The organism is bacterium, assembly GCA_026129405.1.
In the GTDB taxonomy this organism is placed as follows: Bacteria; Desulfobacterota; Binatia; order DP-6; family DP-6; genus JAHCID01.
Genome location: JAHCID010000002.1, coordinates 98,513 through 124,918, shown reverse-complemented (window position 1 = coordinate 124,918; position 26,406 = coordinate 98,513). Strand labels below are relative to the sequence as shown.

The following is a 26,406-nucleotide window of genomic DNA, read 5'->3' as shown; positions in this document are numbered from 1 at the left end:
CTGGAAACGAGAGAAAGCAAGCGAGATGCCACGGGGGCGATGCCGGAATCCCGCGACAAATCGAGGTCGCGGTGCAGCAAAGCGTCGCGTCTTCGCCGCCGAGCGGCGCCGGCGTGACGGGTCGGGGTTCCTGACACCCCTTTGACACCCTCGGGGTCGGCCCCTACAGCCTGGCCAACGATGCACGGGCTCGTCGAGATCGCACCGCTTCCGCCCGTGCCGCTCCACGATCTGCTCACCTATCGGGTGCCGGACGCCATGCGCGAGCGCGTTCGCCCCGGCATGCGCGTCCGCGTACCACTCGGCCGCGCGACGCGCACCGGAGTCGTCGCCGGCTTCGCCGACGGCGCGCCGTCGGCGACGCTGCGCTCCGTGCTCGACGTCCTCGATGCCGACCCGTTCCTCCCCGGCGACCTGCTCGAGCTCTGCCGCTGGACCGCGCGCTACTATCTGGCGCCGCTGTCCGAGGTGATCGCGACGATCGTCCCCGGGCGCGTCCCCGACGCGGCGCGCGAGCGGGCGCTGGCGATCGTCCGTCCGCTCGACGCCGATGCGCTCGCCGCGCTCGTCCGGCGGGCGCCGAGCCGCGCCCACGCGTACGGCGTCCTGGCCGCGAGTCCCGGCCCTCGTCTGCGCGCGCCGCCGCGAGGCTGACACGCCGGCGGCTGCGCGGGCTCGTCGGGCAGGATCGTGGCCGCCCGCGACACCGAGCGCGCGCGGACGCCGACGCCCGCGACGCCGTCGCCGCGGCCCACGCTCACGCCCGAGCAAGAGGCCGCCGCCGCCGTGCTGGCCGCCGCGCTCCGCACTGGCGCGCCCGCGACCCATCTCCTCCACGGTGTCACCGGCAGCGGCAAGACCGAGGTCTTCCTGGCCGCGGCCGACGCCGCGCTCGCGCACGACCGCGACGTCCTCGTGCTCGTGCCCGAGATCGCGCTCACGCACCAGGTCGTCGAGCGCGTCCGCGGCCGCTTCGGCGACACGGTCGCCGTGCTGCACAGCGGGCTCGGCCCGCGCGAGCGCTGGAGCGAGTGGCGGCGCATCCGCCGTCGCGAGGCGCGCGTCGTCGTCGGTGCGCGCTCGGCGGTGTTCGCGCCGGTCGGTCGGCTCGGCCTGCTCGTCGTCGACGAGGAGCACGACGCCGCCTACAAGCAGGAGGACGGGCTGCGCTACAATGCGCGCGACCTCGCCGTCGTGCGGGCGCGCCTCGCGAGCGCCGTCTGCGTGCTCGCGTCGGCGACGCCCTCGGCGGAGAGCTGGCATGCCGCCCGCGAGGGACGTCACCACCTCCTCCAGCTGCGCAGCCGGCCGACGGGCCAGCCGCTGCCGGCGATGGAGGTACACGACCTCCGCGGCCGCGAGAAGACGCGCGGCGGCCCGGTGCTCGTCGACGACGCCATGCGGGCGGCGATCGCGGCCAACCACGAGGCGGGCAACCAGACGCTCGTCTTCCTCAACCGCCGCGGCTTCGCCACCTACCTCCAGTGCCCGACGTGCGGCGCGACGGCGACCTGCCCGCAGTGCAGCGTCACGCTCACCTGGCATCGCAGCGCCGGCGCGCTCGTCTGCCATCACTGCCACCATCATCGCCGGGCCCCGACCGTGTGCGAGGCGTGCGGGGCCGAGGGCGTCGTCGCGCTCGGCGTGGGCACGGAGCAGATCGAGGAGACGTTGCGCACGGCGCTGCCGGAGGCGGTCGTCGGACGCATGGACCGCGACGCCGCGAATCGCCCCGGCGCGCAGCGCCGCATCCTCGCCGCATGGCGCGCCGGCGAGACGGACGTGCTCGTCGGGACGCAGATGGTGAGCAAGGGGCACGACGTCCCGGGTGTCACGCTGGTGATCGTCCTGCTCGCCGACCTGTCGCTCAACGTGCCCGACTTCCGCGCCGGCGAGCGGACGTTCCAGCTCCTCGAGCAGGTCGCGGGCCGCGCCGGCCGCGGCACGCAGGCCGGCCACGTGCTGATCCAGACGCTGCGGCCCACGCATCCGAGCCTGGTCGCCGCGCTCCAGCACGACTACGCCGGCTTCATCGCGGGCGAGCTCGAGCGCCGTGAGGCGCTCGGCTATCCGCCGTTCGCCCGCCTCGTCGCCTTGCGTCTCGACGGTGCCGACCCCGTGGTCGTCGAGCGGGAGACCACGGGCCTCGCGACGCGCCTGCGCACCCAGAGCGCCGCCGTGGGCCTCGCGCCCGACGCGGTGCTCGGCCCCGCGCCGGCCACCATCGAGCGCCTCCGCAACCGCCATCGCTGGCAGATCCTGCTGCGCGCGCGTGCGGTGCCGGCGCTGCGCCAGCTGGCGCGCGCGGCCCGCGCCGCGCTCCCGGCCCTGCGCAAGCGCGGCGTGCGACTCGTCGTTGATGTCGATCCGTACTCCATGTAGAGCCCGGGCGGGGCGATGGCGATCCGCCGCATCCATACGTACCCCGACCCGGTGCTGAAGGACCCTGCCCGGGACGTGGGCGACATCGACGGGACGCTCGCGACCCTGATCGAGGACATGGCCGAGACCATGTACGCCGCGCCCGGCATCGGGCTCGCGGCGCCGCAGGTCGGCGTCGGCCAGCGGGTGATCGTGCTCGACGTCCACGACGCCGACGAGGGGCCCGGGAAGCACCTCCTGAAGCTCATCAACCCGGTGATCGCCGAGCATGAGGGCGAGGTGATCTGGGAAGAGGGCTGCCTCTCGGTCCCCGAGTTCACCGCCGACGTGAAGCGCGCCCAGCGCGTGCTCGTGAAAGCGTGGACGCCCGATCAGAAGGAGATCGAGATCGAGGCCGAGGACCTCCTGGCCGTCGCCCTCCAGCACGAGATCGATCACCTCGAAGGCAAGGTGTTCCTGGATCGGCTCTCGCGCCTGAAGCGCGAGCTCTACCGCACCCGGCAGAAGAAGCTCGCCCGTCAGGGCCGGTCGGGCGGCTCCGGCTCCGGGCGCTCGAACGTCATCTGAGCTGGCGCATCGTCTTCATGGGCACGCCGGCGTTCGCGTGCCCGAGCCTCCGCGCGTTGCTCGCGCGACGCGACCCCGTCGTCGGCGTCGTGTGCCAGCCGGATCGGCCGCAGGGCCGTGGGCTCGCGGTGACGGCCCCGCCGGTGAAGACGCTCGCGCTCGCGCACGGCGTCCCGGTCCTCCAACCGACGAAGGTGCGCGACGCGGCGTTCCTCGAATCGCTGCGGGCGCTGGCGCCCGACCTCGTCGTCGTCGCCGCGTACGGCCGCATCCTGCCGCGCCCGGTGCTCGATCTGCCGCCGCACGGCTGCATCAACGTCCACGCCTCGCTGCTGCCGCGCCATCGCGGCGCCGCGCCGATCGCCCACGCTATCCTCGCCGGCGACGCCGTCACCGGCGTCTGCATCATGGCGATGGCCGAGGAGATGGACGCGGGTGACGTCCTGCTGCGGCGCGAGACGCCGATCCGCCCGGACGACACCACCGGCGGGCTCACGGAGCGGCTCGCCGCGCTCGGCGCCGACGCGCTCAGCGACGCCATCGACGGCCTCCAGGGCGGCACGCTCGTCGCGGTGCCGCAGCCGGCGGAGGGCGTGACCTTCGCCCCGAAGCTGGAGCGCGCCCAGGCGCGCCTCGACTGGACGCGCGACGCCGCAGCGCTGGAGCGCCTCGTGCGCGCGATGCAGCCGGAGCCGATCGCCTTCACGACCCTCGACGGCCGCGCGCTGCGCGTCTTCCGCGCCGCGGCCGATCCGGCGCCCGCGGCGGCCGAGCCCGGCGTCGTGGTGGCGGGTGGACGCGACGAGCTCGTCGTCGCCACCGGCGCCGGCACGCTGCGGCTGCTCGAGATGCAGGCCGAGGGCAAGAGGCGGCTCCACGCCGCCGCGTTCCTCGCGGGGCGCCGCATCCCGCCCGGCACGCGGCTCGGACCGTGAAGCGCCGCCGCCCTGAGGCCCGCACGCGGCGCAGCGACGCCGAGCCCGACGCGCGTGGCGTCGCGCTCGACGTCCTCCTGCGCGTGGAGCGGGGTGACGCCTGGGCCGACGTGCTCCTGGGGCACCGGCTCGCCGAGACGGCGCTCGCTCCCGAGGACCGCGCGCTCGCGACGACGCTCGTCTACGGCGTGCTCGCCTGGCGCGGACGGCTCGACCATCACCTCGCCGCGCTCGTCCGCGACGGGCTCGAACGGCTCGACCCGCCGGTGCTCGCAGCGCTGCGCCTCGGGCTCTTCCAGCTTCTCTTCCTCGAGCGCGTCCCTGCCTTCGCGGCGGTGGACACGAGCGTGACGCTCGCACGCCGGCGCGGCGCGGGTGCGGCCGGGCTCGTCAACGCCGTCCTGCGCCGGGTGGTGCGCGAGGGCGCGCACGCATTGCCGCTGCCCGACGCCGCAGCCGATCCGATCGGGCGCCTCGCGGTCGAGCTGTCGCATCCGCGCTGGCTGGTCGCGCGCTGGGCCGACGAGCTGGGTCTCGACGCGCTGCCGGCGCTGCTCGCCGCCGACAACCGCGCGGGCGAGATCGTGCTGCGCACCAACCGCCTGCGCACGGACGCCGCGGCGCTGGCCGCAACCCTCGCGGCCGAGGGCGTGCAGGTCGCGCCGGCCCGCTTCGACCCCGACGCGCTCGTCGTCGCCGCCGGGGCCGGGCGCCTGCGCCACGGCAACCTGGCGCGAAAGGGCGGTTCACGTTCAGGGCGAAGCGTCGCGGCTGGTCGCGCGGCTGGTCGCGCCGCCGCCGAGCGCGCGCGTGCTCGACGCCTGTGCGGCGCCGGGCGGCAAGACGACGCTGCTGGCGGCGCTGGCCGGCGACGGCGGTATGGTCGTGGGCCTCGACCCGCACGCCGGCGGCGCGCGCCGCATCGCGGCCGAGGCGACGGCTGCTGCGCGCACGGTGCGCGCCGTGGTCGGCGACGCGCCGCCGCGCTGCGCCCGGGCTTCGACGCCGTGCTCGTCGACGCTCCGTGCAGCGGGCTCGGTACGCTGCGCCGGCATCCCGAGGCCCGCTGGCGACGCACCGCCGCCGACCCGTCGCGACTCGCGGCGCTCCAGCGCGCCCTCCTTGCCGGCGTCGCGCCGCTCGTGCGCCCCGGCGGCACGCTCGTCTACGCGGTCTGCACGATCATGCGCGCGGAAACCGACGACGTGCTCGCGGCCTTCCTCGGCGACCATCCCGGCTTCGCCGTCGAGCCGGCGACCGCGGTCCTGCCGGCCGCGGCGCACGCGCTCGTCGACCCGGCGGGGCTCTTGCGGACCCATCCCCACCGGGACGACCTCGACGGCTTCTTCGCCGTCCGCCTCCGCGCGCCTCACTGAGCCCCTCCGGTCTGGAACCGGATGGGACCGTCGGCTACGAGAGCAGACGTGCCGATCGTCGCACCGTCCATCCTGTCGGCCGACTTCGGCCGCATCGCGGACGAGGTCCGCGCCGTCACCGCAGCCGGCGCCGACTGGATCCACGTCGACGTCATGGACGGCCACTTCGTGCCGCCGATCACCATCGGACCGGTCGTCGTCGAGGCGGTCCGCCGCGCGACGGCGCTGCCGCTCGACGTCCATCTGATGATCGAGCGCCCCGAGCTGAAGCTCGACAGCTTCGCCAAGGCGGGCGCCGACCGCATGACCGTGCACGTCGAGGCGTGCGAGCATCCGGCGGTCGTGCTCCACGCCATCCGGGAGGCCGGATGTGCGCCCGGCATCACGCTCAATCCGGAGACCGATCTCGAGCGCGTCCGCCCGCTCGTCCAGCACGCCGACCTGCTCCTCATCATGACCGTGCATCCCGGCTGGGGCGGCCAACCGATCGTCGAAGGCTGGGAGGAGCGCATCGCCGCGGCCCGCCGCATCGTCGACCAGGAGGGTGCGCGCTGCCTGATCGAGGTCGACGGCGGCATCAAGGCGTTCAACGCCGCCCGTGCGGTCGCTGCGGGCGCCGACGTGCTCGTCGCCGGCTCGGCCGTGTTCGAGGCGTCCGACTACGCGCAGGCGATCCGCGCCCTGCGCGGCGACTGACCCGAGCGCCGGGTTCGGCCGGAGGCGACGGGCGACCCGCCCGGTCGTTTCGACCCGCCGCCTCCGACCACACGCCGCGGGAGGTCAGCTCCCGCGGCCGGGAGACGCCGCCGGGGCAGCGTCGCCGACCGTGATCTGCTCGCGCAGCTGCTCGTAGAGCTTCTCGCCGATGCCCTTCACCTTGCGCAGGTCGTCGGGCTTCGCGAACGGCTCCTTCTGCCGATGCTCGATGATCGCCTGGGCCTTGGCGGGACCCACACCCGGGAGCGTCGCCAGCTCCTGCGCGGTCGCCGTGTTGACGTCGATCTTGCCCGCCGCCGCCCAGGTCGTGGCCGAGCCCAGCAGCAGACCTGCGGCGAGCATCCACGCCGCCGCACCTCCGAATCCCCTCATCACGTCACCTCCCGCGACGGCGTCTCTCTCGCGCCGTCGTCATGCCCTCGAAGGCAACGGCCGTGCCACGCGAAAGCGGCCGCCGTGCGGGACGCGGCGGGGCGGGCGCGCAACGTCATCTGCAACACCGCGTTGCGGTGCGCCGGCCAACCTTCCCTTCCGGGAGCGCCTATGTTAATCGACCGGTCCGCACGGAAACGTGGTGGGCTGATGAGTGTGCGGGGTGTGGCTCAGTCTGGCTAGAGCACTGCGTTCGGGACGCAGGAGTCGCTGGTTCAAATCCAGTCACCCCGACCATCTTGGCGGAGGCGGCCGTCCGTGAGGCGGAGAGCCGGGTTGTGGAGGCTGCGGAAGACGGTGCTGGGGGGAGCCCTGTTGCTCCCCCTGGCCTTCGCTGCGTTCGCGGTCGCCGGCGAGGCGACGCTGCGGGTGAAGGCGCGCCTGCGCGGAGGTCCGGGGAAGGACGCCGCGCTGGTCGGCTGGGTCGATGCCGGCGTCGCCGTGCAGATCGTCGGCGAGTTGCGCGGCTGGCAGCAGGTGCAGGTGCCCGACGGCCGCAGCGGCTGGATATGGCGCGAGCACTTCGTCGCGCTCGCCCCGCCGACGCCTGCCGCCACGGCCCCCGACGCGGCGACGGCGGTCGTCGACGCGACGCTCCCCGCGACGCTCCCCGCCACGCTTCCGCCGGCGCCGGCCACGAACGCCGGACTGGCCGACCAGGTCGCCACGCTCCAGGCCGACGTCGCCGCGCTGAAGGCGCGAACCCCGCCCGGCAACGACGAGATCGAGCGGCTGCGGGCGGAGATATCGCGCCTCACGAGCGCGCAGCGCCAACTCGAGGAGCGACTCGGCACCGGCGTCGTACCCACCGCCGTTCCGCGCGACGCAGGCCCGGCGTCACCGCCGCTCGAGGGCCCGGCCGGCACCGCCGGGATATTCCTGCTGATCGGCGGCGTGGTCGGCTGGATCGGCGCCCTGATCGTTCGTCGCGTGCGCGACCGCCGGCAGCGCATCCGCATCTGAAACGCGGCGGCTGCGCACACGCACGAACGCACTCGCCCACCAAACAGGCAGCTGCCTGCCCAGCAAGCAGGCCGTGGTAGCAAAACGGCGTCCTCCCCACGGACTTCATTGGGCTTCCATGACGCGCGCCGGTGGCACCCCGGTTGCTGCGTCACGAGGCAGATCCACGCACGAGATCGAAAGGAGAACGTGTCGGCGCGTCGCGGGAGACGTCCTCGACGCTCGCGAGCCGTGGTCACGGCTCTCTGGATACTCGCCTCCGCACGACCCGCGTGACACGAGATCAGCGACGCATCACGGGCCTCTTCGGGGGCGGAAATCCACCTTTACAAGCATGGAGCCGTTCGAGTAAGGGGACCGTTCCCCGGCTCCCAGGGTCAGACTGGAGGCAGCGACCATGAAGAAAGTCGAGGCGATCATCAAACCCTTCAAGCTCGATGAAGTGAAGGAGAGCCTCTCGTCGATCGGCGTGCAGGGTCTCACGGTGAGCGAAGTGAAGGGCTTCGGTCGCCAGAAGGGTCACACCGAGCTGTACCGCGGCGCGGAGTACGTCGTCGACTTCCTGCCGAAGGTGAAGCTCGAGATCATCGTCCGCGATGAGCAGGTCGCGGAGGTGGTGGAAACGATCGAGAAAGCCGCCAAGACGGGTCGCATCGGCGACGGGAAGATCTTCGTGCTGCCCATCGACGAGATCATCCGCATCCGGACCGGCGAGCGCGGCGCCGCAGCAATCTGAGTCCAACCGCACACGAGAAGGGAGCACGGAGGCGCAGCATGTCCACCCAGACACCCAAAGACGTCCTGAAGTTCGCCAAGGACCAGAAGGTCGAGGCCGTCGACCTCAAGTTCCTCGACTTCCTCGGCACCTGGCAGCACTTCAGCATCCCCACGAGCGAGCTGGACGAGGCCCTCTTCGAGGAGGGCAGCGGCTTCGACGGCTCGTCGATCCGCGGCTGGCAGCCGATCAACGCGTCGGACATGCTGATCGTCCCGGATCCGACCACCGCGGTGATCGATCCCTTCATGGTCAACCCGACGCTCAGCCTCATCGGCAACGTCGTCGACCCGATCACGAAGGAGTCCTACTCGCGCGACCCGCGCAACATCGCGCGCAAGGCCGAAGCGTACCTGAAGCAGACCGGCATCGGCGACGTCGCCTACTTCGGCCCGGAGCCGGAGTTCTTCATCTTCGACGAGGTCCGCTTCGACCAGAACCAGCACTCGGGCTACTACTTCGTCGACTCGACCGAGGGTGTCTGGAACAGCGGCCGTCGCATCGAGTTCGTGAACGATGCCAGCGGCCGGATGGTCGAGTCGCTGAACCTCGGCTTCAAGCCCCGCTACAAGGAGGGCTACTTCCCGGTCGCGCCGACCGACACCCAGCAGGACATCCGCGCGGAAATGGTGCGCGAGATGGAGAAGGTCGGCATGCGGATCGAGAAGCACCACCACGAGGTGGCGACCGCCGGCCAGGCCGAGATCGACATGCGCTTCCTGCCCCTCGTGAAGATGGGCGACGCGCTCATGTGGTACAAGTACATCGTCAAGAACGTCGCCCGCCGCCACAACAAGACGGCGACGTTCATGCCGAAGCCGATCTTCGGCGACAACGGCTCGGGCATGCACGTCCACCAGTCGATCTGGAAGGGCGAGAAGCCGCTCTTCGCCGGTGACCGCTACGGCGGCATGAGCGAGCTCGCGATGCACTACATCGCCGGCATCCTGAAGCACGCGAAGGCGCTCGCGGCGTTCACCAACCCGACGCTCAACTCGTACCACCGCCTGGTGCCGGGCTTCGAGGCGCCGGTGAACCTCGCGTACTCGAGCCGCAACCGCTCGGCCGCAGTGCGCATCCCGATGTACTCGCCGTCGCCGAAGGCGAAGCGCATCGAGGTCCGCTTCCCCGACCCGACCTCCAACGGCTACATGGCCTTCTCCGCCATGCTGATGGCGGGCCTCGACGGCATCGAGCGCCGGCTCACGCCGGGCGATCCGCTCGACAAGGACATCTACGCGCTGACGCCCGAGGAGCTGAAGGACGTGCCGTCGATGCCGGGCTCGCTCGAGGACGCGATCGCGGCCCTCAAGGCCGACCACGAGTTCCTGCTCAAGGGCGACGTCTTCACCGAGGACGTGGTCGAGACCTGGATCGACTGGAAGACCTCGAACGAGATCAACCAGGTGCGGCTGCGCCCGCATCCGTTCGAGTACCAGCTGTACTACGACGCCTGATCGGCCCCGCCGATCCAGCGTTTCCCGCACACGGCGGGCCGGGGGCCCCCCCGGCCCGCCGTCGTCGTTTTCGGCCCCTGATCCCGGGCAGGGCGCACGGCGTCGCGCTTGCGATCCAGCCGGTTCCGGGCAAAACCTTTTCCGGTGAAGAAGGCGATCATCACCGTCCTGAAGACGCTGCTCACCATCGGCATCTTCGTCTCGCTCTTCGTGGAGTTCGGCGGCGGGACGGTGGAAGTCTCCCGGGCCGGCCTCGCCGACGGGTCGATCTTCTACCAGTCGAACCCGACCATGCCCGGCTTCCTCGGCCGCATGAAGGCGCGCGTCACCGGCGCCGCCCTGCCCGACCCGTACGTGCCGCTGGCCAGCGACAAGGTCTGCACCTACGCCATCGAGGGCCTGCCCGTCCTCGTGAAGACCGAGAGCGGCGCGATCGACAAGATCCGGGCGCTGCACCACTGCCACGACGGCAAGTTCGACGTCGTGCTCGCCGGCCCGGACACGAAGGACAAGGAGCCGCTCGCCGCGGCGACGGGCGCCAGCGTCTGGCTCGAGAAGCAGGGCGTCCAGCGCGTCCCGATGACGGTCGAGGACCTCTGGGCCGAGGTGAAGGGCCTCGACCTCGCCGTGTTCGTCCCCTGGATCCTCTTCGCGACGTTCGTGAAGCTGCTCGGCATCATCGCGAACATCGTCCGCTGGCAGGTCCTGCTCTCCGGCCAGGGGCTGCCGTTCGGCTTCGGCTGGCTCACCGCGAGCTACTTCATCGGCCGCTTCTTCGGCATCGTGATGCCGTCGACGCTCGGTCTCGACGGCTGGCGCCTCTACGACACGATCCGCGTCTCGAAGAAGCCCGTCGAGTGCACCACCGTGCTCGCCGTCGAACGCATCATCGGCCTCGTCGGGCTCCTGGCGACGATCCTGCTCTTCATGCCGTTCGCCGACCTCTCCGGGCGCGACCTCGCCGACATCGTGCAGGCGATGGCGATGCCGCTCGCGGCGACCATGCTCTTCGGCCTCATGCTGCTCCTGAAGCCGGAGCTGTTCGCGCCGTTCATCCGCCTGATCCCGATCGTGAAGATCCGCAACTTCATCCAGAACACCATCGAGGCCGCGACCGCCTACTCGTCGAACCGCGGCGCGCTCCTGATCGCGCTCCTCTGCGCCGTCTTCGGGCAGATCACCACGATGGCGATGTACTTCGGCAACGCGATGGCCCTCCAGGTGGAGAACGTCAGCGCGCTGCAGATCTTCTACGCCGCGGCGGTGATGACGCTCGGCACCTTCGTCACGCCCACCGCCGCCGGCGAGGGCGTGCGCGAGCTCGTCTTCGTCGAGATGCTCGGCGGCCACGTGCCGGCGGCCAAGGCGTTCCTCATCGGCCATCTCGGCTTCTGGATCGAGAAGTTGCTGCTGTCGTTCCAGGGCGGCGTGTTCCTCATCTGGGCGCCGAAGTCGTACGAGCGGGTGACGCCGGAGGAGATGGCGCGGATCAAGGAGGAGACGGCGCGGGAGCAGGCGGCGCGGCGCGCGGCGTCGGCGGCGTGAGAGCGGGTCGCGTGCCGCCGCGACCGCCCGCCACCCGGCCGACAGGGCGCCGCGCCGGCGCGGCGTGCAAACGTCGACCGTATCTCCCGCCTTCGGTGGGGCGGGGTCGTCGGGAGGCCTGCGACCCGATGCGTGCTGGCGCTTCCGGAGGGGGCGGGGCAGTGTGGGTGGGTGCGTCGTGGGGCTCTCGTCGTCGGGGCGTTGGTCGTGCTGGGGGTGCTGTGGGCGCTCTTCGCTACGGACGACGAAACGGCGCGACCGAGATACGTCGTCGAGGAGGTCGATCGGGGGCCGATCACGGCGACGGTGACGGCGACCGGAATCGTGAATCCGGTCGAGTCGGTGGAGGTCGGGACCTACGTGTCCGGACCGATCCAGGAGATCCTGGTCGACTTCAACTCGCCGGTGACGAAGGGACAGCTGCTGGCGCGCATCGATGCGCGACCGTTCCAAGTGAAGGTGCAGGCGGCGGACGCCGAGCTCGCGAACACGCGGGCGGCGCTCGCGAAGGCGAAAGCCGATCGCAGCCTGCGCGACCAGACGCTGCGGCGGGCGCGGCAGCTCGCCGGCCAGGGCATCGTCGCGCAGAGCGAGCTCGACGCTGCGGTGAGCGAAGCGGCCGGCGCGGCGGCGCAGGTGACGCTCGCCGAAGCCGCGATCCAGGGCGCCGAGGCGCGCGTGCGCGAAGCCCGCGTCAACCTCGACTACACCAACATCGCCTCGCCGGTGGACGGCGTCGTGGTGTCGCGCAACGTCTCCGTCGGGCAGACGGTCGCCGCGAGCTTCCAGACGCCGACGCTGTTCCTGGTCGCCGCCGACCTGACGAAGATGGAGGTCGTCGCCAGCGTCAGCGAGGCCGACATCGGCGGCGTCGCCGTCGGCCAGGAGGCGACGTTCACCGTCGACGCGTACCCGCGGGCGACCTTCGCCGGCCGCGTCGCCCAGGTGCGCAATGCGCCGGTGACGCTCCAGAACGTCGTCACGTACGACGTGCTGGTGAGCGCCGCCAACGACGACCTGCGCCTGAAGCCCGGCATGACCGCCAACGTCGCCATCGTCACGGCGCACGTCGCCGACGCCGTGCGGGTGCCGACGAGCGCGCTCCGCTTCCGGCCGCCCGCGAACGCCTGGACCGGCGCGCACGCGGCGCCGCCCGCACCGAGCGACCACGCCGTGTGGCTCGAGGAGCGCGACGGCAGCCTGCGCCCGGCGCCGGTCACGCTCGGCATCGCGGACGAGAAGTGGACGCAGGTGACGGGCGGCGTCGATCCCGGCGCCCAGGTGGTCACGGCGGTGGCGCGCGACCCCGACGTCGGCGCGTCGCGCCCGCAGCTACCCGGCTTCACACCGGGCGGCGGCGGCCGGCGGCGATGATCGACGTCCGCGACCTCGAGAAGCGCTACGCGCTCGGCGGCGAAGGCAACGAGGTCGCGGCGCTGCGCGGGATCACGCTGCACGTCGCGGCGGGCGATCTCGTCGCGATCATGGGCACCTCGGGCTCCGGCAAGTCGACGCTGCTGAACGTCCTCGGCTGCCTCGACCGCCCGACGGCGGGCGTCTACCGGCTCGACGGCGTCGACGTCGGGGCCCTCGACGCCGACGCCCGCGCTGAGCTGCGCAACGCCAAGCTCGGCTTCGTCTTCCAGAGCTTCAACCTGCTCTCGCGCACGGCGGCGCGCGAGAACGTCGCCCTGCCCCTCGTCTACGGCCCCGTCCCTGCCGCCGAGCACGCCGCGCGCGCCGACGCCGCCCTCGCCGCCGTCGGCCTCACCGGCTTCGGCGATCGCACGCCGACGCAGCTCTCGGGCGGCCAGCAGCAGCGCGTCGCGATCGCGCGCGCGCTCGTCGGCCGGCCGAAGGTGCTGCTCGCCGACGAGCCCACGGGCAACCTCGACAGCGCGACCTCGGACGAGGTGATGGACCTCCTCGTCGGCCTCAACACGCGCGAGGGGCTGACGATCGTCGTCGTCACGCACGAGCCCGACGTGGCGGCGCGCACGCGACGCGTGCTGGTGCTGCGCGACGGGCGCCTCGTCGCCGACGGCCCGCCGGAGACCGTGCTGGGCGCGCGGAGGACGGCGTGACGCTGTGGGGCTCGACGCTGCTGATCGCGCTGCGCGCGCTCGGCCGCAATCCGCTGCGCTCGGGCCTCACCGTGCTGGGCGTGGTCATCGGCGTCGCCGCGGTGATCGCGATGGTGAGCGTCGGCCAGGGCGCCGCCGCCGCGGTACGCGCGCAGATCGACAACCTGGGCACCAACGTCGTCATGGTCGTGCCCGGCGCCACCACCGCCGGCGGCGTGCGCTCCGGCTCGGGCTCGGTGACCACGCTCACCGAGGGCGACGCGCGCGCGATCGCCCGCGATCTCGCCGCCGCCGCCGAGGTCACCTGGGTGAAGCGCGAGGTCGCGCAGGTGGCGTACGGCAACCGCAACTGGTCGACCGGCATCCAGGGCAGCTCGCCGACGTTTCTCGCGGTGCGCGACTGGCCGCTGCGCGCCGGCCGCTTCTTCACCCAGTCCGAGGAGGACAGCGCCGCCCGCGTCGCGGTGCTGGGCCAGACGCTCGTCGAGCAGCTCTACGCGCCCGGCGAGGATCCGATCGGCACCACGCTGCGCATCAGGAACGTGCCCTTCCGCGTCATCGGCACCCTCGGCCGCAAGGGGCAGACGACGTGGGGACAGGATCAGGACGACGTCATCATGGTGCCGTTCCGCACCGCCGAGCGCCGCGTCCTCGGCACGACGGCGCTCGGCAGCGTCAACATGATCGTCGTCTCGGTGCGTGCCGCCGACCGCATGGACGACGTCAGCGAGGCCATCACGACGCTGGTGCGCGCGCGCCATCGCATCCCGGCCGGCGAGGACGACGACTTCACGGTGCGCAACATGGCCGAGATGTTCGAGACCTCGGTGGCGGCGAGCCGGGTGATGTCGCAGCTGCTGGCGGCGATCGCGTCGATCTCGCTGCTCGTCGGCGGCATCGGCATCATGAACACGTTGCTCGTCTCCGTCACCGAGCGCACGCGCGAGATCGGCGTCCGCATGGCGGTCGGCGCGAAGGCGCGCCACATCCTGCTCCAGTTCCTCGTCGAGTCGACCGTGCTGAGCCTCGCCGGCGGCGCGCTCGGCGCCCTGCTGGGCGTCGCGATCGCGAGCGGGATCGGTCGCTTCACGGGATGGCCGGTGCTGATCGCGCCCGAGGCGGTGGCGATCGCGCTCGGGTTCGCGGCGGCGGTGGGCCTCGTCTTCGGGGTGTATCCGGCGCGGCGGGCCTCGCGGTTGGATCCGATCGCGGCGCTGCGCCACGAATGACCTCGCGGCGCCGACCTGGACGGCGCTGCCCCCTGAGCGATCGTGTCCTCAGCGCGAGTAGGCGGCGATCAGGGCGTCCATGTGCGACTGCCACTCCGTGACCGCGTTGGTCATGCAGGTGGTGAGGATGCGGGCGGCGGTCGGGTCGTCGCCGCGGTGTCGGGCGGCGAGGACTTCGGACTCGGCTTCGGCGGCGCGTGCGTCGAGGGCGTGCTCGAAGGGCGTCCAGTGCTCGCGGATACGGGGGGTGAGGGCCGGGAGGTCGTGCTCGACCAGGTCGAGGAGGCGGCGGGTCTTCCACCAGGGGCTGCCGGGTTCGGTATCCCTGCCGCCGTCGGCGAGGACGGCGGGAACGGTGCCGTCGAGCCAGACCGGCAGATAGGCGGCGATGCACGGGCTGCCGAGCGCGATCCAGGCGGGGCGCAGGGCGCCGGCCTCGACGGGCAGCGAGGCGATCATCGAGGCGGTCGTATTGTCGAGCGGATCCGCGTGCATGCAGAGGGTGAAGAAGTCGTCGTCCTGGAACGGGCGCGGCCGGCGGGACGGACCGTCGGCGTGGTGGTCGCGGAGGATGGCGCGCAGGCGAGCGACGTCGAGCGCGCCGCGGCCTTCGCCGAGGAGGGCGGCGGCGCGGCGCCAGCGTCCGGCGCAGACGTTCGGCGGGACGCCGGTCGTGTCGGCGTAGGCGGCGGCGAAGTCGACGGGGCCGGCGGCGGCGGACCACCAGCCCTGCGCGACGGCGAAGGCGGTGACGTCGGCGGCGCCGCGCTCCCAGTCGGCGCCGAGCGACAGCCCGTTCGAGATGTGGGCGACGTCGCGAACGCGGCGGGCCACCCAGTGCCGGTCCGAGGTCTCGAGCATCCACGCCGAATTCTTGTCGGCGACGAGGAAACCGTTATGGTATGGCCACTCGACGTGGAACTGTCCGGATCCTCCCTGCCCATGCTCCTCGAGAAGCGCCGTCATGACGTCGAGCGCTTCGCTGGCGCTGCGCCCGCGCTCGAGGCCGAGGCGGACGAGGTCCATCCCGAGCAGGCCGCGCGGCCCGAGCGCCTCGCGTGCGAACACGGTCTCGTTGCCGATGGCGACGCCGTGCTCGTTGACCCCGTGCTCGAAGCCCCACAGCCACCACGGCTGGGAGCCGATCATCGCGGCCGTCTCGCGTACCTGGGGCAGCTCGATGGACTGGCAGCGGACGCGGGCGCCGTCGGGGTGCACACGCCGCGGCACCTGCACGATGCGTTGGCATTCGCGCGGCGGGCGGTCGCTGTTCTTCGCGAACAGCGTCGTCCCATAACGGGCCGCCGGTCCGAGAACCACGAACGAGTCACAGCCCATGCGATGGACGTGTCCCGCGCAGGTGCGGCCTGTCAAGTCGCACGGGCGCCCAGTATTCTTTCGATCTGCATGCCTCGTCTCCTGAGCCTCCTCACGCTGTGCAGCATGGCGATCGTCGCAGCGCCCGCGCTGGCGGGCCCGCGGCTCCCCCCCATCTACGGCCTGGTCTCGGGCGAAGAGCGCGATCACACCCTGCAGAAGGGCGAAGGCGCCTGGGCGCTCGCGACCCGGCTCACGATGAGCCCGTCGCACCTGCGCTCGCTCAACCCCCGCACCAACCTCGACGGCGCGCGGGCAGGCTCGACGATCCGCATCTCGGATCGGCACATCGTGCCCACCCTGCTGACCGACGGCCTCGTCGTCGACATCACGGACCGCACCGTCTACTGGTTCGAGGACGGCGACGTGAAGGCGCGCTTCCCCGTCGCGGTGGGCCGCAACAACCGCTGGCCGACGCCCCAGGGCTCCTTCCACATCCTCGAGCGCCGCAAAGATCCGGAGTGGCGCGTGCCGCCGTCGATCCAGGCCGAGATGCGTGCCGCCGGCAAGCCGGTCCAGACGCGCGTGCCCCCCGGCCCGAAGAACCCGCTCGGCAAGTACTTCATCGCGCTCTCGAGCGGCGGCGTCGGCTTCCACGGCACCAACGCACCGTCGAGCGTCGGCCGCTACGCGACGCACGGCTGCATGCGCATGCACGCCGGCGACGTCGAACGCCTGTTCCACGAAACCACCAACGGCATGGCCGTCGACATCGTCTACGACCCCGTGTCGCTCGCCGTCGACGCCGACGGACGCATCTGGCTCGAGGTGCACGACGACGTGTACCGCGGCCGCAAAGCCGATCTCGAGCTGGTCCGCCAAGCGCTCACGATCGCGAACCTCACGACGTGGGTCGACTGGAACCGTGCCGGCGAGGTCGTGAAGCGGCGCTGGGGCACCGCCGAGGAGATCACGCTCACGCCGGTGCCGCCGGGCCATCCGGCCGCGCCGCCGGCCGAGCAACCGGTCATGCCGGGCGGCGGCGTCGTGCCCGCCGCGCTCCACCAGCGCTGAGCCGAGCTGCACGGCTCAGGCGCGCGGCAGCTGCAGCGTGAACGTCGATCCCTCGCCCGGGGCCGATACGACGGCGACGTCGCCGCCGTGGGCGCGCGCGATGGTGCGGGCGATGAAGAGGCCGAGACCGACGCCCTCGACGCGCGTCGCCGCTGCACGGCGGTAACGCTCGAAGATGCCGCCGAGGTCGGCCGCGGCAATGCCCGGCCCCGTGTCCTGCACCGACACCGTGACCGCCGCATCCGAGGCGGCCACGCGCAGGACGATGCCGCCGCCCTTCGGCGTATACTTGATGGCGTTGCCGAGGAGGTTCAGGAGCACGCGCTCGAGCTGCGGGCGGTCTCCCGGCACCAACGGCACCGTGCCCTCCTCGAGCACCAGCTCGACGCCCTTGCGACGCGCACGCGGCGCGTGGTTCGCGACCAGGCGGGCGACCACCTCGCCGAGGTCGACCGGGTGGAGATCGACGCGATGCGAGCCGGCCTCGATGCGCGCCAGCTCGACGAAGTTCGAGACCAGCGCGTGGATCTGCTCGCCGCTCTCGCGGATGCGCCCGAGCGTGTCGGCGAGCATGGCCGGCGACGGCCGCTCCTCCGGATCGCTCAGCAGCTCCGTGTAGCCGAGGATGACCGTCAGCGGGCCCTTGATGTCGTGGGTCACCATCGACAGGAAGTCGAGGCGCGCGCGCTCGGCGAGGTGTCTGTCGCGGACGTCGCGCACGACGGCGACGAGCCCCTCGCCCGCGGCCCCGAGGCTCATCTCCCAGACCCCGGCTTCTACCGGTACGTCGACGCGCCGGACCTCTCCCCGCCAGGCCCCGTCCGGGTCGGCGCGTACGGCGGCGATGATCGCTTCGAGGTCGGCGGCGGTGGCGCCGGCCGCGGCCGGCGCCACCACCTCGGCCAGCCGGCGGCCGATGGCGTCGTCGCCCCAGACCGCGCGCAGCACGGGGTTCATCGAGGCGATCACGCCGTCGGCCGCGAGCATCACGATGCCGTCGCGTGCTCCGGCGATGGCGACCTCGGATTCCGGGGCGCCGATCCCGATGACGACGGGTCGCCGGCGGCTCGTGGACCTCTCGGATGCTGCACTCATTCCCGGCATTCCCGGCAGCAAGCCGCATGCCCGCTGGCCGGGGACCGTGGCTCCGGGATTCCCGCACGCGTGGCATCGCCGTCGCCGCACGCGCGCGACGAAGCGGCACCGTTTTGACGCCCCGGCGGGCTCCGATATCCTCCCGGGCTTCCATGACGGCGCGCTTCTGTTCGCAGTGCGGTACCGCCCTCAACCCGGGCGCAAAGTTCTGCTCCGAATGCGGCACCGACCTGCGAACCGACGCGCCACCCGTGGCCGTCGCGGGCGCGGCGGCGGCCACGGGTACGCCTGCGGCGGCGCCCTGGCAGATCACGACCGCGGGGCTCACGGTGCTCGGCTCGCTCGCCGTCGCCGGGATCGGCATCTGGGCCATGATCCTGACGCCCGAGCCGCCGCGCGCGGCGCCTGGACGCGGCGCCCCGCCGCAGGCTGCCGCGTCCGCGACACCGCCGGCCCCCGTCGAGCTGCCCGCCGAGGTCACGACCTTCATGAACGACCTCGCCACGAACGCGAAGGCGGCGCCCGACGACCTCGCGATGTGGAACCGCCTCGGTCAGGTCTACTACCGCGCCGCGCAGATCGATCCGAAGTGGTACGCGGAGGCGATGGCCGCGTTCGAGCACGTGCTCGCGCGCGACGAGAGCAATCGGGACGCGCTGCGCGGCAAGGCGAACATCTTCTACGACCGCCAGGACCACGTACAGGCGATCCCGCTCTACGAGCGCATCCTCGTCCTCCAGCCCGACGACCCGAACGCCGAGACCGACCTCGCGACCATGTATCTGTACGCGGGCGACCCCGCGAAGGCGATCCGCAAGTACGAGGAGGTGCTGCAGCGCCACCCCGATTTCCTCCAGGCGCACTACAACCTCGCCGTCACTCACGCGCAGCTCGGCCACACCGATCTCGCGCTGACCAGCTTCCGCAACGCCCGTCGGCTCGCCACCGACGACAACGTGCGCAAGCAGATCGACGAGATGACGGCGCGCCTCACGGGCGAGCGCGCACCCACCGGCATGGGCGGCGCGGGCACGCCGGCGCCCGGGAGCATGGCCGCCGTCCCACCGCCCGCGGGCGAGCCGCCGGCCGGTGCACTCCCCGCCATTCCGCCGCCGCCGCCACCGCCGCCGCCCAACCCCGACCTGTCCGCGTTCCAGAACGCCGTCGAGCGCAGCTTCCGCACCGCGCCGATCATGGGCGAGCGCATCACCGGCTTCGAGTGGACGGGGCCCGGCAGCGCGCGCGTCGTGGTCGAGAACTTCCCGATGGACGCCATGCCGCAGGAGGTCCGCGACCGCTTCACCGCCCGCCTCGCCGCCGACGTGCGCACCGCGGTCGCGGCGCATCCGACCGAGGGGGTGAAGCTCGATCTCGTCGACCAGGGGTCGGGTGGGGTGATGGCGTCGATCGCGCCGTGAGGGGTCGGGGGCGGCAGGGCGCCCGATGCCGTCGCCGCGGCGTCCTACGCCGCCCGGGCGAGGCGACGCCGGCGCGGCGCCCTTTGGGCGAGGCGAAGCCTCAGCCCGCGTAGCCCCACTTGGCCTTGTTCGCCGCGACCTGCTCCGCCGTCGGGTGCTCGATCTTCTTCTGCTGTGCGACCTTGAAGTCGCCGCTCTGGTCGACCATCGCGTAGTTGAGCGCGACGTCGTCCTTGAAGGCTTCGGGCGTGGCGACCTCTTCGAAGATCGCCTGCCACGGGCACTCGGGCTCGCAGGCGCCGCAGTCGATGCACTCGTCGGGGTGGATGTAGAGCTGGTTCGGGAACCGCTCGCGATCCGCCCCCTGGTACTCGTAGATGCAGTCGACCGGACAGACGGCGACGCAGCCGGTGTCCACGCAATCGCGGCACAGCCGCGTGATGATGTATGCCATGACGAGCTCCTGAGAGGTCGGGGGCCGGATCCGGCCGGCGCCTCTCCTAACCCCGAGGGTGTGCCTTTGCAACCGTTTCTGCGTCGTTTGACAGCGTCGCGGGGGCGGGACTAAGCGCCGGATCCCCGCGCTCGCCGGCGAGCGGACGCGGGGTCGGAGGTTCGTCTGCGTCCCATCCCGATCGGGCTCATCGGCGCCGGCAAGCATGGCGCGCGCTACCTGAATCATCTCCGCGCCGACGTGCCGGCGCTCGCACTCGCGGCGCTGTCGCGGCACGACGCCGCCCAGGGACGCGCGCAGGCGGCAGAGCTCGGCTGCCGCTTCCACGCCGACTGGCGCGAGCTGGTCGCCGATGCGGGCGTCGCCGGTGTGATCGCCGTCGTGCCGCCGGCGCTGCACCGGCCCATCGCCGATGCCGTCGCGGGCGCGGGCAAGGCGCTCCTCATCGAGAAGCCGCTCGCGACCACGTCCGCCGACGCCTTCGCGATCGCGCGTCGCCTGCGCGAGGCCGGGACCCCGGCGCTCATGGCGCACACGCTGCGCTGGAACACGGTCGTGGCCGCCGCGCGCGAGCGACTCGGGCGGCTCGGGCCGCTGCGCGCGCTCGCGGTGAACCAGCGCTTCGAGCCGTCGCCGCTGGCGTGGCTCGACCGGCCCGAGCTCTCCGGTGGCGGCATCGTGCTGCACACCGGCGTCCACAGCTTCGATCTCGTGCGCCACCTGACCGGACGCGACGTCGTGCGCGTCCGCTGCCTGACGGCGCGCGTCGTCACCAAGCGCACCGAGGACAACTTCATGGCCCTCCTCGAGCTGGAGGGCGACCCCGCCCTCGTCACCGTGAGCGGCTGTCGCGCGACGGCCGGCCGCTCGGGACTGATCGACGCCGCCTGCGCCGAGGGCCAGCTGGTCGGCGACCACCAGCAGCACTGGCTCCAGACCGTGCGCGGCCTCGAGCGCACCCCGGTCGCCCTGCCGCCGGCGGCGATGACCGTGGCCGACGCCCTGCGCGCCTTCGCCGCCCTCCTGGTCGACGGCACCCCGCCCCCGGTCGCACCGATCGACGGCGCCCACGCCGTCGCCATCGCCGAGGCCTGCCTGCGCTCGGGAGCCGGGGGCGGCGACGCGGTCGACGTCGCCCGTCCCTGATCCACCCGCCCCGGACGGGGCAGACGCGCGCGCCCCGGGTTGCATCCGGACCGCGAGCGCTGCTAACTGAATCTAGGTTCAGTCATGAAGACCTCCTCACTTGCTGCCGCCCCGCACGCCAACCGCTTCGCCCGACGCCGGGAGCGCACCGCGAGGGAGCTGCTCGCGGCCGCCACGACGGTGCTGGCGCGCCAGGGCATCCGGGCGACCAAGATCGCCGACATCGCTGCCGAGGCCGACGTCGGCGTCGGCACCTTCTACCTCCACTTCGAGACCAAGGAGGCGCTGGTCGACGCGGTCGTGCAGGACGTGATCCTGCGCTTCAAGGCCGCCGTCGACGCCGCCCGCGACGCCGCGCCCGACCCGCTCGGGCGCATCCGGGCCTCGACCAGCGCCGCCTGCCGCTTCGCGCGCGACCACCGGCCGCTCTTCAAGATCGTGTTCGGCGCCGACGGTGCGCATCACGAGCTGGTGCGCCGCGCGCAGGCCCTGTTCGCGGTCGACATCGAGAGCAACCTGCGCGCCGGCATCGACGCCGGCGTGCTGACGCCGCTGCACACCGCGCTCGCGGCGCAGGCGCTCGTCGGCATGATCACGCAGCTCCTCGCCTGGTGGAGCGAGCACGAGGCCGTCCCGATCGAGTGGCTCGAGGAAACCATCAACCATCTCTCGCTGCACGGCACGCTCCGGCAGCCCGGCTGAAGATCCCGCATCTGGAGGACCCGCCCATGTCGCAGGCCCCGATCGACGACCACGACGCGCGCGAGGAGCAGATCGAGCTGCTCTCCACCACGTTCAACACGACCTACACCTGGAACTACGAGATGGTGCGGCGCGAGCTGCACACGCTCTACGAGAAGGCCAAGCGCGATCAGTGGAACGCCACCGATCAGCTCGCCTGGCAGACGCCGGTCGACGCCGCGGCCGAGATCTTCCCCGACTTCCAGATCCCCGTGTACGGCACGCACATCTGGGAGAAGCTGACGCCGAAGGAGATCGAGAAGCTGCGCGTCGAGCAGCTGCGCTGGTCGCTGTCGAACTTCATGCACGGCGAGCAGGGCGCGCTCCTCGCCACCGCCCAGATCGTCGACGCGACCCCGTGGATGGAGGCCAAGTTCTACGGCGCGACGCAGGTCGCCGACGAGGCCCGTCACGTCGAGGTCTTCAGCCGCTACCTGCACGAGAAGCTGGGTGGCCCCTACCGCATCAACCCGCATCTGAAGGCGCTGCTCGACCAGATCCTCACCGACTCGCGCTGGGACATGAAGTACCTCGGCATGCAGATCCTCGTGGAGGGTCTCGCGATGGCCGCGTTCGGCTTCATGCACAAGATGTCGTCGGAGCCGCTGCTCACCGATCTGCTCCATTACGTGATCCGCGACGAGTCGCGGCACGTCGCCTTCGGCGTCCTGTCGCTGGGCGACTTCTTCAAGGAGATGCCGGCGCGGGAGCTGCGCGAGCGCGAGGAGTTCGTCTTCGAGGGTTGCCGTCTGATGCGCGACCGGCTACTCGCGGAGGAGGTCTGGCACACCATGGGCTGGCCGGTGGCCGAGGTCCGAGAGCTCGTCCTCTACTCGCCGTCGATGATCGAGTTCCGCAAGATGCTCTTCTCGAAGATCGTCCCCAACGTGAAGCGGCTCGGGCTGCTCACGCCGTGGGTGCGCGAGCGCTTCGCCGAGCTCGACATCCTCCAGTTCGAGCACGAGGAGGCCAGCGCCTGAGCGCCCTCAAGAAGATCGCGCCGTGGGCGGTCACGCTCGCGATCTTCGCGTTCCTGTTCTCCCGCTATCCGATCGGGCAGGTGGTCGAGACCCTCGCCGCCGGGCGCTGGGGTCTCTACCTCCTGCTGATCGTCCCCTACTCGGCGTTCTACCTGCTGGTCGACACGCTGGTCCTCCAGCAGGCGGTGTCGTGGTTCCTCGTTCGGGTCCCGTACCGCGACGTCCTCCCGGTGCGCGCGACGGCCTACATCCTGTCGCTGGTGAACACGCAGCTCGGCCAGGGCGGCATCGCCGTCTACCTGCACCGGCGCCACCACATCCCGTTCTGGCAGGTGACGGGCGTGGTCGTGTTCATCGCCCTGGTCGAGATCTACCAGCTGGCGTTCTACTCGTTCGTCGGCGCGGCGGTGAGCAACGAGCCGAAGGCGCCCTGGGAGGTGTACGCGGTGATGGCGGCGTATCTCGCCGCGCACCTGTGGTTCTTCTCGCGGCCGCGCCGCGGCAGGATCGGCGAGATGGCGATCTTCCGCGCCTTCTTCCAGGCGAAGCTCTGGCAGTACCCCGCTCTGCTCCTCCTGAAGACGCCGAACCTGCTCGCCGCCGTGCTGATCAACTGGCTCGCGCTGCCGCTGTTCGGGATCGACATTCCGCTCGTCACGCTGCTGACGTTCCTGCCGCTGGTCTACTTCTTCGCGGCGCTGCCGATCGCCGCCGCCCACCTCGGACCGAGCCAGGCCGCGTGGGTCTACTTCTTCGGCGCGTACGCACCGGGCGAGAAGCTGATCGCCTACAGCCTCGCGGCACACCTGATGTTCATGGTGACGAACGCGTTCTGGGGCCTGCTCTTCCTGCGGCGGGCTTCACGCGAGCTGTCGGGGTAGGACGCGGGCCGCGACCGCGGCGAGGTTCCACGCCGCGGTGACCGCGCCAACCAGCCCGAGCAACGCCGGCCAGCCGCCCCACGGCAGCGCCAGCGCGCCGCACGCGAGCCCGAGGCAGGCGTAGTTCACGACGCCGGCCCAGTGCCCGATGCGGCTGCGCGCGAGCCGCGGCGCCGGCCCGCCGGCGCTGAGACGCCACGACGCGACCACGTACGCCGTCACCGACACCACGATCGCCAGCGGCACGATCCAGGAGACGAGGCCGCGCGCCGCCGCCGCAGCGAGGCCGCCCAGCACGACGAGCACGTCGGCGGCCGTGTCGAGCATCGGCCCGTGGCGCGTCGGCGGCCGCCGGCGCGCCATGGGCCCGTCGACGTAGTCCGTCAGCGCCGCCGCGCCCCACGCGCACAGCGGCAGGACGCCGCCCTCCAGGATCAGCGCCGGCAGGAGCAGCCCGAGCAGCAGGCGGACGCCGGTGAGCGCATCGGCCATGACCGGCCCCTCAGCGCTTCGCGCCCTCGGTGATGCGCATCGGCGCCGCTCGCCGGTCGCGACGCAGCAGCACGTAGAGCGCGCCCGCGCCGCCGTCGCTCGGCCGCGCCGACGCGAACGCGAGCACGACCTTGCCGAGCACGCCGCGTGCGAGCCACGTCTTCAGGCCCTCCTTCAGGACGGGCGTGTGATCCTTCGAGTTGTGCCCGCGGCCGTGGACGATGAGCACGCAGCGGCGCGCGTCGCGGAACGCCTGGAGGACGAAGCGCTCGACGGCACCCCGCGCCTCCACCGCGGTCTGACCGTGCAGGTCGAGGTGCGCCTGCCACGCGAAGTCGCCGCGCCGCAGGCGGCGCACGAGGCGCGGATCGAGCCCGACGACGGCGCCCTCGACGTACTCGCGCGTGTCGGTCACGTCGAAGTGGGTCGCGCCGGTGACGAGGTCGGAGAGCGCGGCCAGCGCCTCGGCCTCCTCGCTGATCGGCGTCGCGGGCGCGGCGGTGGGCGGCGGCCGGTCGATGCGCTCGCGCGACGTCGCGGGCAGCGGCACGACGTCGAGCATCGCCCGCGCGAAGAGCGACGCCTCGTCCGGCGGCGGCGCGGCCGGAGGCATCGCCCCGGGCGGCGACGCGGCGGGCGGTGCGCCCGCCCGCGACGGCGCCCCGTCGGCGGGCCCCGGCTCCGACCGGCGGCGGCTTCGGCGCGGACGGCGGCGGTGCGGGCCTGGCGGTCAGATGGCGGCGCAGGTCGCGGAAGGGCGCGTTCAGGCTCGGGGTCGGCCCCGCCGGCGTCGCCGACGGCGCCTCCGCGTCGTCGCCCGTGCGTCGGCGTCGCCGGGCCATGCGGCGGGGCTACCACACGCCCCGCGGCGAGGACAGCACGTTCAGGCCCCGAGCGGCTGGAGCGGCACGTGCAGCAGGAAGCAGGATCCGACGCCGGGCGTGCTCCACACCTGGACCTCGCCGCCGAGCTGGCGCAGGACCTGGCGCACGACGTACAGCCCGAGCCCGACGCCGCCGAAACGCCGCGTGTCGGGCGGCTCGAGCTGGCGGAACATCTCGAAGACGAGCGGCACGTCGTCGGGCGCGATGCCGATGCCGGTGTCGGCGACCGCGAACACCACCGTCGACGGCTCGACGCGCGCACGCACCATGACCGTCCCGCCGGGCGCGAACTTGAGCGCGTTGCCGACGACGTTGCGCAGCGCCGTCGCCAGCTTGTCCCGGTCGGTGTCGATGGTGGGCAGCCCGGCGATCTCCCAGTCGAGCGTGAGCGCCGGATCCCCGAGGCGGGCGACGGTCTCCCGGTGCAGCGCCGCACACAGGGCGTCGAGCTCGACGCGCTCGAGCGCGAGCGGCGAGTCGCCGGCCTCGAGGCGGCCGAGGTCGAGCGTCGCAGTCACCAGCTCGAACAGCTCGCGGGCGCTCGTCTGCACGCGGTGAACGACGTCGAGCTGCGCGGGCGGCACCGCCCCGAAGGCTTCGTCCGCGAGCAGGTCGGTGTAGCCGAGGATGACGTTCAGCGGCGTGCGCAGCTCGTGCGACACGGTCGCGACGAAGTTCGTCTTCAGCTGGTGCGCCGCGCGCAGGTCGGCCTGCTGGCGCTCGACGCGCGCTACCAGCTCGGCCTTCTCGAGCGTGGTCGCGACGAGCGCGGCGAGCGTCTCGACGAGGCCGGCCCAGCGATCGTGATCCCCCGGGGGCGCCACGGCGCGGCCTGCGACGGCGCCGAGCACGCGCCCGCCGCGGCCGAGGACCGGTGCAGCGAGCATCGGCAGCCCACCGTCATAGGTCACCACCACACGGCGCTCGCGCACCGCGCGCGCGGCGTCCTCCGGCGCCTCGAAGGGCATATCCGACGGCAACGGCCCGGGACACGCCCGCCGGGCGATCAACCGGTCGCGGGCGCAGGTCCACAGCCCGACGACGGTCGCGTCGAGCAGTGCGGTTGCCGCGTCGATCCACGCGTCGAGCGCCGGCTCGAGGCGATCCTCCTCGAGCAGCTCACCGATCAGCCGGGCGAGCCTGCGCTCGCGACTCGTGCCGGCGTCCACGGGACGACCGGCAGACCGGGCTGCCGGTCGCGTGAACCCCTGCACGCCGGACTCAGTCGGTCTCGTCGTTCTCGACGAGCGGCGTCTGACGTTCCGCGGCGAGCTGTTGGAGGGCACGCCACGCGAGCTTGCTGGGCAGCACGTGGCCGTTCTCCCATCGGCTCACCGTCGAGAAGGTCACGCTGAGCGACTGCGCGAGACCTTCCTGGGTGAGACCGGCGCGCTGGCGCCAGGCCCGGATGAGACGACCGGCATTGGGGGGCGGACCGCTCACGGCGGTAGGCATGTGTACG

The 26,406-nt window shown here is 72.6% G+C and carries 27 protein-coding genes and 1 tRNA gene; 20 read left to right on the top strand and 8 right to left on the bottom strand.

Going from position 1 to position 26,406, the window contains the following annotated elements; all coding sequences use genetic code 11:
• Positions 1-180: 180 nt before the first annotated feature.
• From KIT14_08950 to KIT14_08925, 6 genes are read left to right on the top strand one after another with little or no spacing between them, the layout of a single operon-like run.
• Positions 181-654, top strand: a complete 474-nt coding sequence (locus tag KIT14_08950) for a hypothetical protein (GenBank protein MCW5890666.1) — start codon at positions 181-183, stop codon at positions 652-654.
• A gap of 36 nt (positions 655-690) precedes the next feature.
• Complete coding sequence (gene priA, locus KIT14_08945; protein MCW5890665.1) at positions 691-2,382, top strand: primosomal protein N'; 1,692 nt, start codon at positions 691-693, stop codon at positions 2,380-2,382.
• Positions 2,383-2,397: 15 nt separating this feature from the next.
• A complete protein-coding gene (gene def / locus KIT14_08940; GenBank protein MCW5890664.1) occupies positions 2,398-2,949 on the top strand; it encodes a peptide deformylase in 552 nt (183 codons plus the stop codon).
• A complete protein-coding gene (gene fmt, locus KIT14_08935; protein ID MCW5890663.1) occupies positions 2,946-3,884 on the top strand; it encodes a methionyl-tRNA formyltransferase in 939 nt (312 codons plus the stop codon). Before def ends, fmt begins: the two co-directional genes overlap by 4 nt.
• Entirely contained in the window at positions 3,881-5,260 is a 1,380-nt protein-coding gene (locus KIT14_08930) for a 16S rRNA (cytosine(967)-C(5))-methyltransferase RsmB (GenBank protein ID MCW5890662.1), read from the top strand. The genes fmt and KIT14_08930 overlap by 4 nt, the downstream gene beginning before the upstream one ends.
• 21 nt (positions 5,261-5,281) lie before the next feature.
• Positions 5,282-5,956: a ribulose-phosphate 3-epimerase gene (locus KIT14_08925; GenBank protein MCW5890661.1), complete on the top strand. Its 675-nt coding sequence runs from the start codon at positions 5,282-5,284 to the stop codon at positions 5,954-5,956.
• An 84-nt stretch (positions 5,957-6,040) separates the two neighbouring features.
• On the opposite strand, the gene KIT14_08920 is transcribed toward KIT14_08925, so the two are convergent.
• A complete protein-coding gene (locus tag KIT14_08920; protein MCW5890660.1) occupies positions 6,041-6,319 on the bottom strand; it encodes a helix-hairpin-helix domain-containing protein in 279 nt (92 codons plus the stop codon).
• A gap of 249 nt (positions 6,320-6,568) precedes the next feature.
• Here KIT14_08920 and KIT14_08915 point away from each other — a divergent pair.
• The 8 genes from KIT14_08915 (at position 6,569) to KIT14_08880 (ending at position 14,462) form a co-directional block, all read left to right on the top strand.
• Positions 6,569-6,646 (top strand) — tRNA-Pro (locus KIT14_08915).
• A gap of 78 nt (positions 6,647-6,724) precedes the next feature.
• Positions 6,725-7,372 carry an SH3 domain-containing protein gene (locus tag KIT14_08910; protein MCW5890659.1) on the top strand — a complete coding sequence of 216 codons (648 nt, stop codon included), beginning with the start codon at positions 6,725-6,727 and terminating at the stop codon, positions 7,370-7,372.
• Between the two features lie 397 nt (positions 7,373-7,769).
• Positions 7,770-8,108 (top strand): P-II family nitrogen regulator, encoded by a 339-nt coding sequence (locus tag KIT14_08905; protein MCW5890658.1) that lies wholly within the window; start codon positions 7,770-7,772, stop codon positions 8,106-8,108.
• A 38-nt stretch (positions 8,109-8,146) separates the two neighbouring features.
• A complete protein-coding gene (glnA, locus tag KIT14_08900) occupies positions 8,147-9,604 on the top strand; it encodes a type I glutamate--ammonia ligase (GenBank protein ID MCW5890657.1) in 1,458 nt (485 codons plus the stop codon).
• Positions 9,605-9,748: 144 nt separating this feature from the next.
• Entirely contained in the window at positions 9,749-11,149 is a 1,401-nt protein-coding gene (locus tag KIT14_08895; protein MCW5890656.1) for a flippase-like domain-containing protein, read from the top strand.
• Positions 11,150-11,320: 171 nt separating this feature from the next.
• Positions 11,321-12,523 (top strand): efflux RND transporter periplasmic adaptor subunit, encoded by a 1,203-nt coding sequence (locus KIT14_08890; GenBank protein ID MCW5890655.1) that lies wholly within the window; start codon positions 11,321-11,323, stop codon positions 12,521-12,523.
• Positions 12,520-13,233 carry an ABC transporter ATP-binding protein gene (locus KIT14_08885; GenBank protein ID MCW5890654.1) on the top strand — a complete coding sequence of 238 codons (714 nt, stop codon included), beginning with the start codon at positions 12,520-12,522 and terminating at the stop codon, positions 13,231-13,233. Before KIT14_08890 ends, KIT14_08885 begins: the two co-directional genes overlap by 4 nt.
• Positions 13,230-14,462, top strand: coding sequence for an ABC transporter permease (locus KIT14_08880; protein MCW5890653.1), 1,233 nt, complete (start codon positions 13,230-13,232; stop codon positions 14,460-14,462). Before KIT14_08885 ends, KIT14_08880 begins: the two co-directional genes overlap by 4 nt.
• A 48-nt stretch (positions 14,463-14,510) precedes the next feature.
• Here the strand turns inward: KIT14_08880 and KIT14_08875 are convergent, their stop codons facing one another.
• Positions 14,511-15,800 (bottom strand): C69 family dipeptidase, encoded by a 1,290-nt coding sequence (locus KIT14_08875; GenBank protein ID MCW5890652.1) that lies wholly within the window; start codon positions 15,798-15,800, stop codon positions 14,511-14,513.
• Between the two features lie 69 nt (positions 15,801-15,869).
• On the opposite strand from KIT14_08875, the gene KIT14_08870 reads away from it, so the two are divergent.
• Complete coding sequence (locus KIT14_08870) at positions 15,870-16,853, top strand: L,D-transpeptidase (protein MCW5890651.1); 984 nt, start codon at positions 15,870-15,872, stop codon at positions 16,851-16,853.
• Positions 16,854-16,868: 15 nt separating this feature from the next.
• Here KIT14_08870 and KIT14_08865 read toward each other — a convergent pair whose 3' ends face one another.
• Complete coding sequence (locus KIT14_08865) at positions 16,869-17,843, bottom strand: HAMP domain-containing histidine kinase (GenBank protein ID MCW5890650.1); 975 nt, start codon at positions 17,841-17,843, stop codon at positions 16,869-16,871.
• A gap of 257 nt (positions 17,844-18,100) precedes the next feature.
• Between KIT14_08865 and KIT14_08860 the strand changes: the two genes are divergently transcribed.
• Positions 18,101-19,366: a tetratricopeptide repeat protein gene (locus KIT14_08860; GenBank protein MCW5890649.1), complete on the top strand. Its 1,266-nt coding sequence runs from the start codon at positions 18,101-18,103 to the stop codon at positions 19,364-19,366.
• 100 nt (positions 19,367-19,466) lie between these two features.
• Here KIT14_08860 and KIT14_08855 read toward each other — a convergent pair whose 3' ends face one another.
• Entirely contained in the window at positions 19,467-19,820 is a 354-nt protein-coding gene (locus KIT14_08855) for a 4Fe-4S dicluster domain-containing protein (protein MCW5890648.1), read from the bottom strand.
• A gap of 240 nt (positions 19,821-20,060) precedes the next feature.
• On the opposite strand from KIT14_08855, the gene KIT14_08850 reads away from it, so the two are divergent.
• From KIT14_08850 to KIT14_08835, 4 genes are all read left to right on the top strand, one after another.
• Positions 20,061-20,966 (top strand): Gfo/Idh/MocA family oxidoreductase, encoded by a 906-nt coding sequence (locus tag KIT14_08850; protein MCW5890647.1) that lies wholly within the window; start codon positions 20,061-20,063, stop codon positions 20,964-20,966.
• Between the two features lie 84 nt (positions 20,967-21,050).
• Positions 21,051-21,668: a TetR/AcrR family transcriptional regulator gene (locus tag KIT14_08845; protein ID MCW5890646.1), complete on the top strand. Its 618-nt coding sequence runs from the start codon at positions 21,051-21,053 to the stop codon at positions 21,666-21,668.
• A gap of 26 nt (positions 21,669-21,694) precedes the next feature.
• Positions 21,695-22,687 (top strand): ferritin-like domain-containing protein, encoded by a 993-nt coding sequence (locus tag KIT14_08840; protein ID MCW5890645.1) that lies wholly within the window; start codon positions 21,695-21,697, stop codon positions 22,685-22,687.
• The gene (locus tag KIT14_08835; protein ID MCW5890644.1) at positions 22,621-23,568 is read left to right on the top strand and encodes a flippase-like domain-containing protein; all 948 of its coding nucleotides are present in this window, start codon (positions 22,621-22,623) and stop codon (positions 23,566-23,568) included. The genes KIT14_08840 and KIT14_08835 overlap by 67 nt, the downstream gene beginning before the upstream one ends.
• On the opposite strand, the gene KIT14_08830 is transcribed toward KIT14_08835, so the two are convergent.
• The 4 genes from KIT14_08830 to KIT14_08815 form a co-directional block, all read right to left on the bottom strand.
• Positions 23,548-24,060, bottom strand: a complete 513-nt coding sequence (locus KIT14_08830) for a CDP-alcohol phosphatidyltransferase family protein (GenBank protein MCW5890643.1) — start codon at positions 24,058-24,060, stop codon at positions 23,548-23,550. The two genes, KIT14_08835 and KIT14_08830, sit on opposite strands and share 21 nt — an antisense overlap.
• A gap of 10 nt (positions 24,061-24,070) precedes the next feature.
• The gene (locus KIT14_08825) at positions 24,071-24,673 is read right to left on the bottom strand and encodes a Smr/MutS family protein (protein ID MCW5890642.1); all 603 of its coding nucleotides are present in this window, start codon (positions 24,671-24,673) and stop codon (positions 24,071-24,073) included.
• 270 nt (positions 24,674-24,943) lie between these two features.
• The gene (locus KIT14_08820) at positions 24,944-26,113 is read right to left on the bottom strand and encodes a HAMP domain-containing histidine kinase (protein ID MCW5890641.1); all 1,170 of its coding nucleotides are present in this window, start codon (positions 26,111-26,113) and stop codon (positions 24,944-24,946) included.
• Between the two features lie 52 nt (positions 26,114-26,165).
• Entirely contained in the window at positions 26,166-26,399 is a 234-nt protein-coding gene (locus KIT14_08815) for a helix-turn-helix transcriptional regulator (protein MCW5890640.1), read from the bottom strand.
• Between the last annotated feature and the right edge of the window lie 7 nt (positions 26,400-26,406).

Excerpts from the sequence above, each read along its gene's own strand:
- KIT14_08950 (MCW5890666.1), top strand. The coding sequence starts at position 181 with ATGCACGGGCTCGTCGAGATCGCACCGCTTCCGCCCGTGCCGCTCCAC.
- def (MCW5890664.1), top strand. The coding sequence starts at position 2,398 with ATGGCGATCCGCCGCATCCATACGTACCCCGACCCGGTGCTGAAGGAC.
- KIT14_08925 (MCW5890661.1), top strand. The coding sequence starts at position 5,282 with ATGGGACCGTCGGCTACGAGAGCAGACGTGCCGATCGTCGCACCGTCC.
- KIT14_08920 (MCW5890660.1), bottom strand. The coding sequence starts at position 6,319 with ATGCTCGCCGCAGGTCTGCTGCTGGGCTCGGCCACGACCTGGGCGGCG.
- KIT14_08905 (MCW5890658.1), top strand. The coding sequence starts at position 7,770 with ATGAAGAAAGTCGAGGCGATCATCAAACCCTTCAAGCTCGATGAAGTG.
- glnA (MCW5890657.1), top strand. The coding sequence starts at position 8,147 with ATGTCCACCCAGACACCCAAAGACGTCCTGAAGTTCGCCAAGGACCAG.
- KIT14_08885 (MCW5890654.1), top strand. The coding sequence starts at position 12,520 with ATGATCGACGTCCGCGACCTCGAGAAGCGCTACGCGCTCGGCGGCGAA.
- KIT14_08875 (MCW5890652.1), bottom strand. The coding sequence starts at position 15,800 with ATGGGCTGTGACTCGTTCGTGGTTCTCGGACCGGCGGCCCGTTATGGG.
- KIT14_08870 (MCW5890651.1), top strand. The coding sequence starts at position 15,870 with ATGCCTCGTCTCCTGAGCCTCCTCACGCTGTGCAGCATGGCGATCGTC.
- KIT14_08860 (MCW5890649.1), top strand. The coding sequence starts at position 18,101 with ATGACGGCGCGCTTCTGTTCGCAGTGCGGTACCGCCCTCAACCCGGGC.
- KIT14_08855 (MCW5890648.1), bottom strand. The coding sequence starts at position 19,820 with ATGGCATACATCATCACGCGGCTGTGCCGCGATTGCGTGGACACCGGC.
- KIT14_08845 (MCW5890646.1), top strand. The coding sequence starts at position 21,051 with ATGAAGACCTCCTCACTTGCTGCCGCCCCGCACGCCAACCGCTTCGCC.
- KIT14_08840 (MCW5890645.1), top strand. The coding sequence starts at position 21,695 with ATGTCGCAGGCCCCGATCGACGACCACGACGCGCGCGAGGAGCAGATC.
- KIT14_08830 (MCW5890643.1), bottom strand. The coding sequence starts at position 24,060 with ATGGCCGATGCGCTCACCGGCGTCCGCCTGCTGCTCGGGCTGCTCCTG.
- KIT14_08825 (MCW5890642.1), bottom strand. The coding sequence starts at position 24,673 with ATGCCTCCGGCCGCGCCGCCGCCGGACGAGGCGTCGCTCTTCGCGCGG.
- KIT14_08815 (MCW5890640.1), bottom strand. The coding sequence starts at position 26,399 with ATGCCTACCGCCGTGAGCGGTCCGCCCCCCAATGCCGGTCGTCTCATC.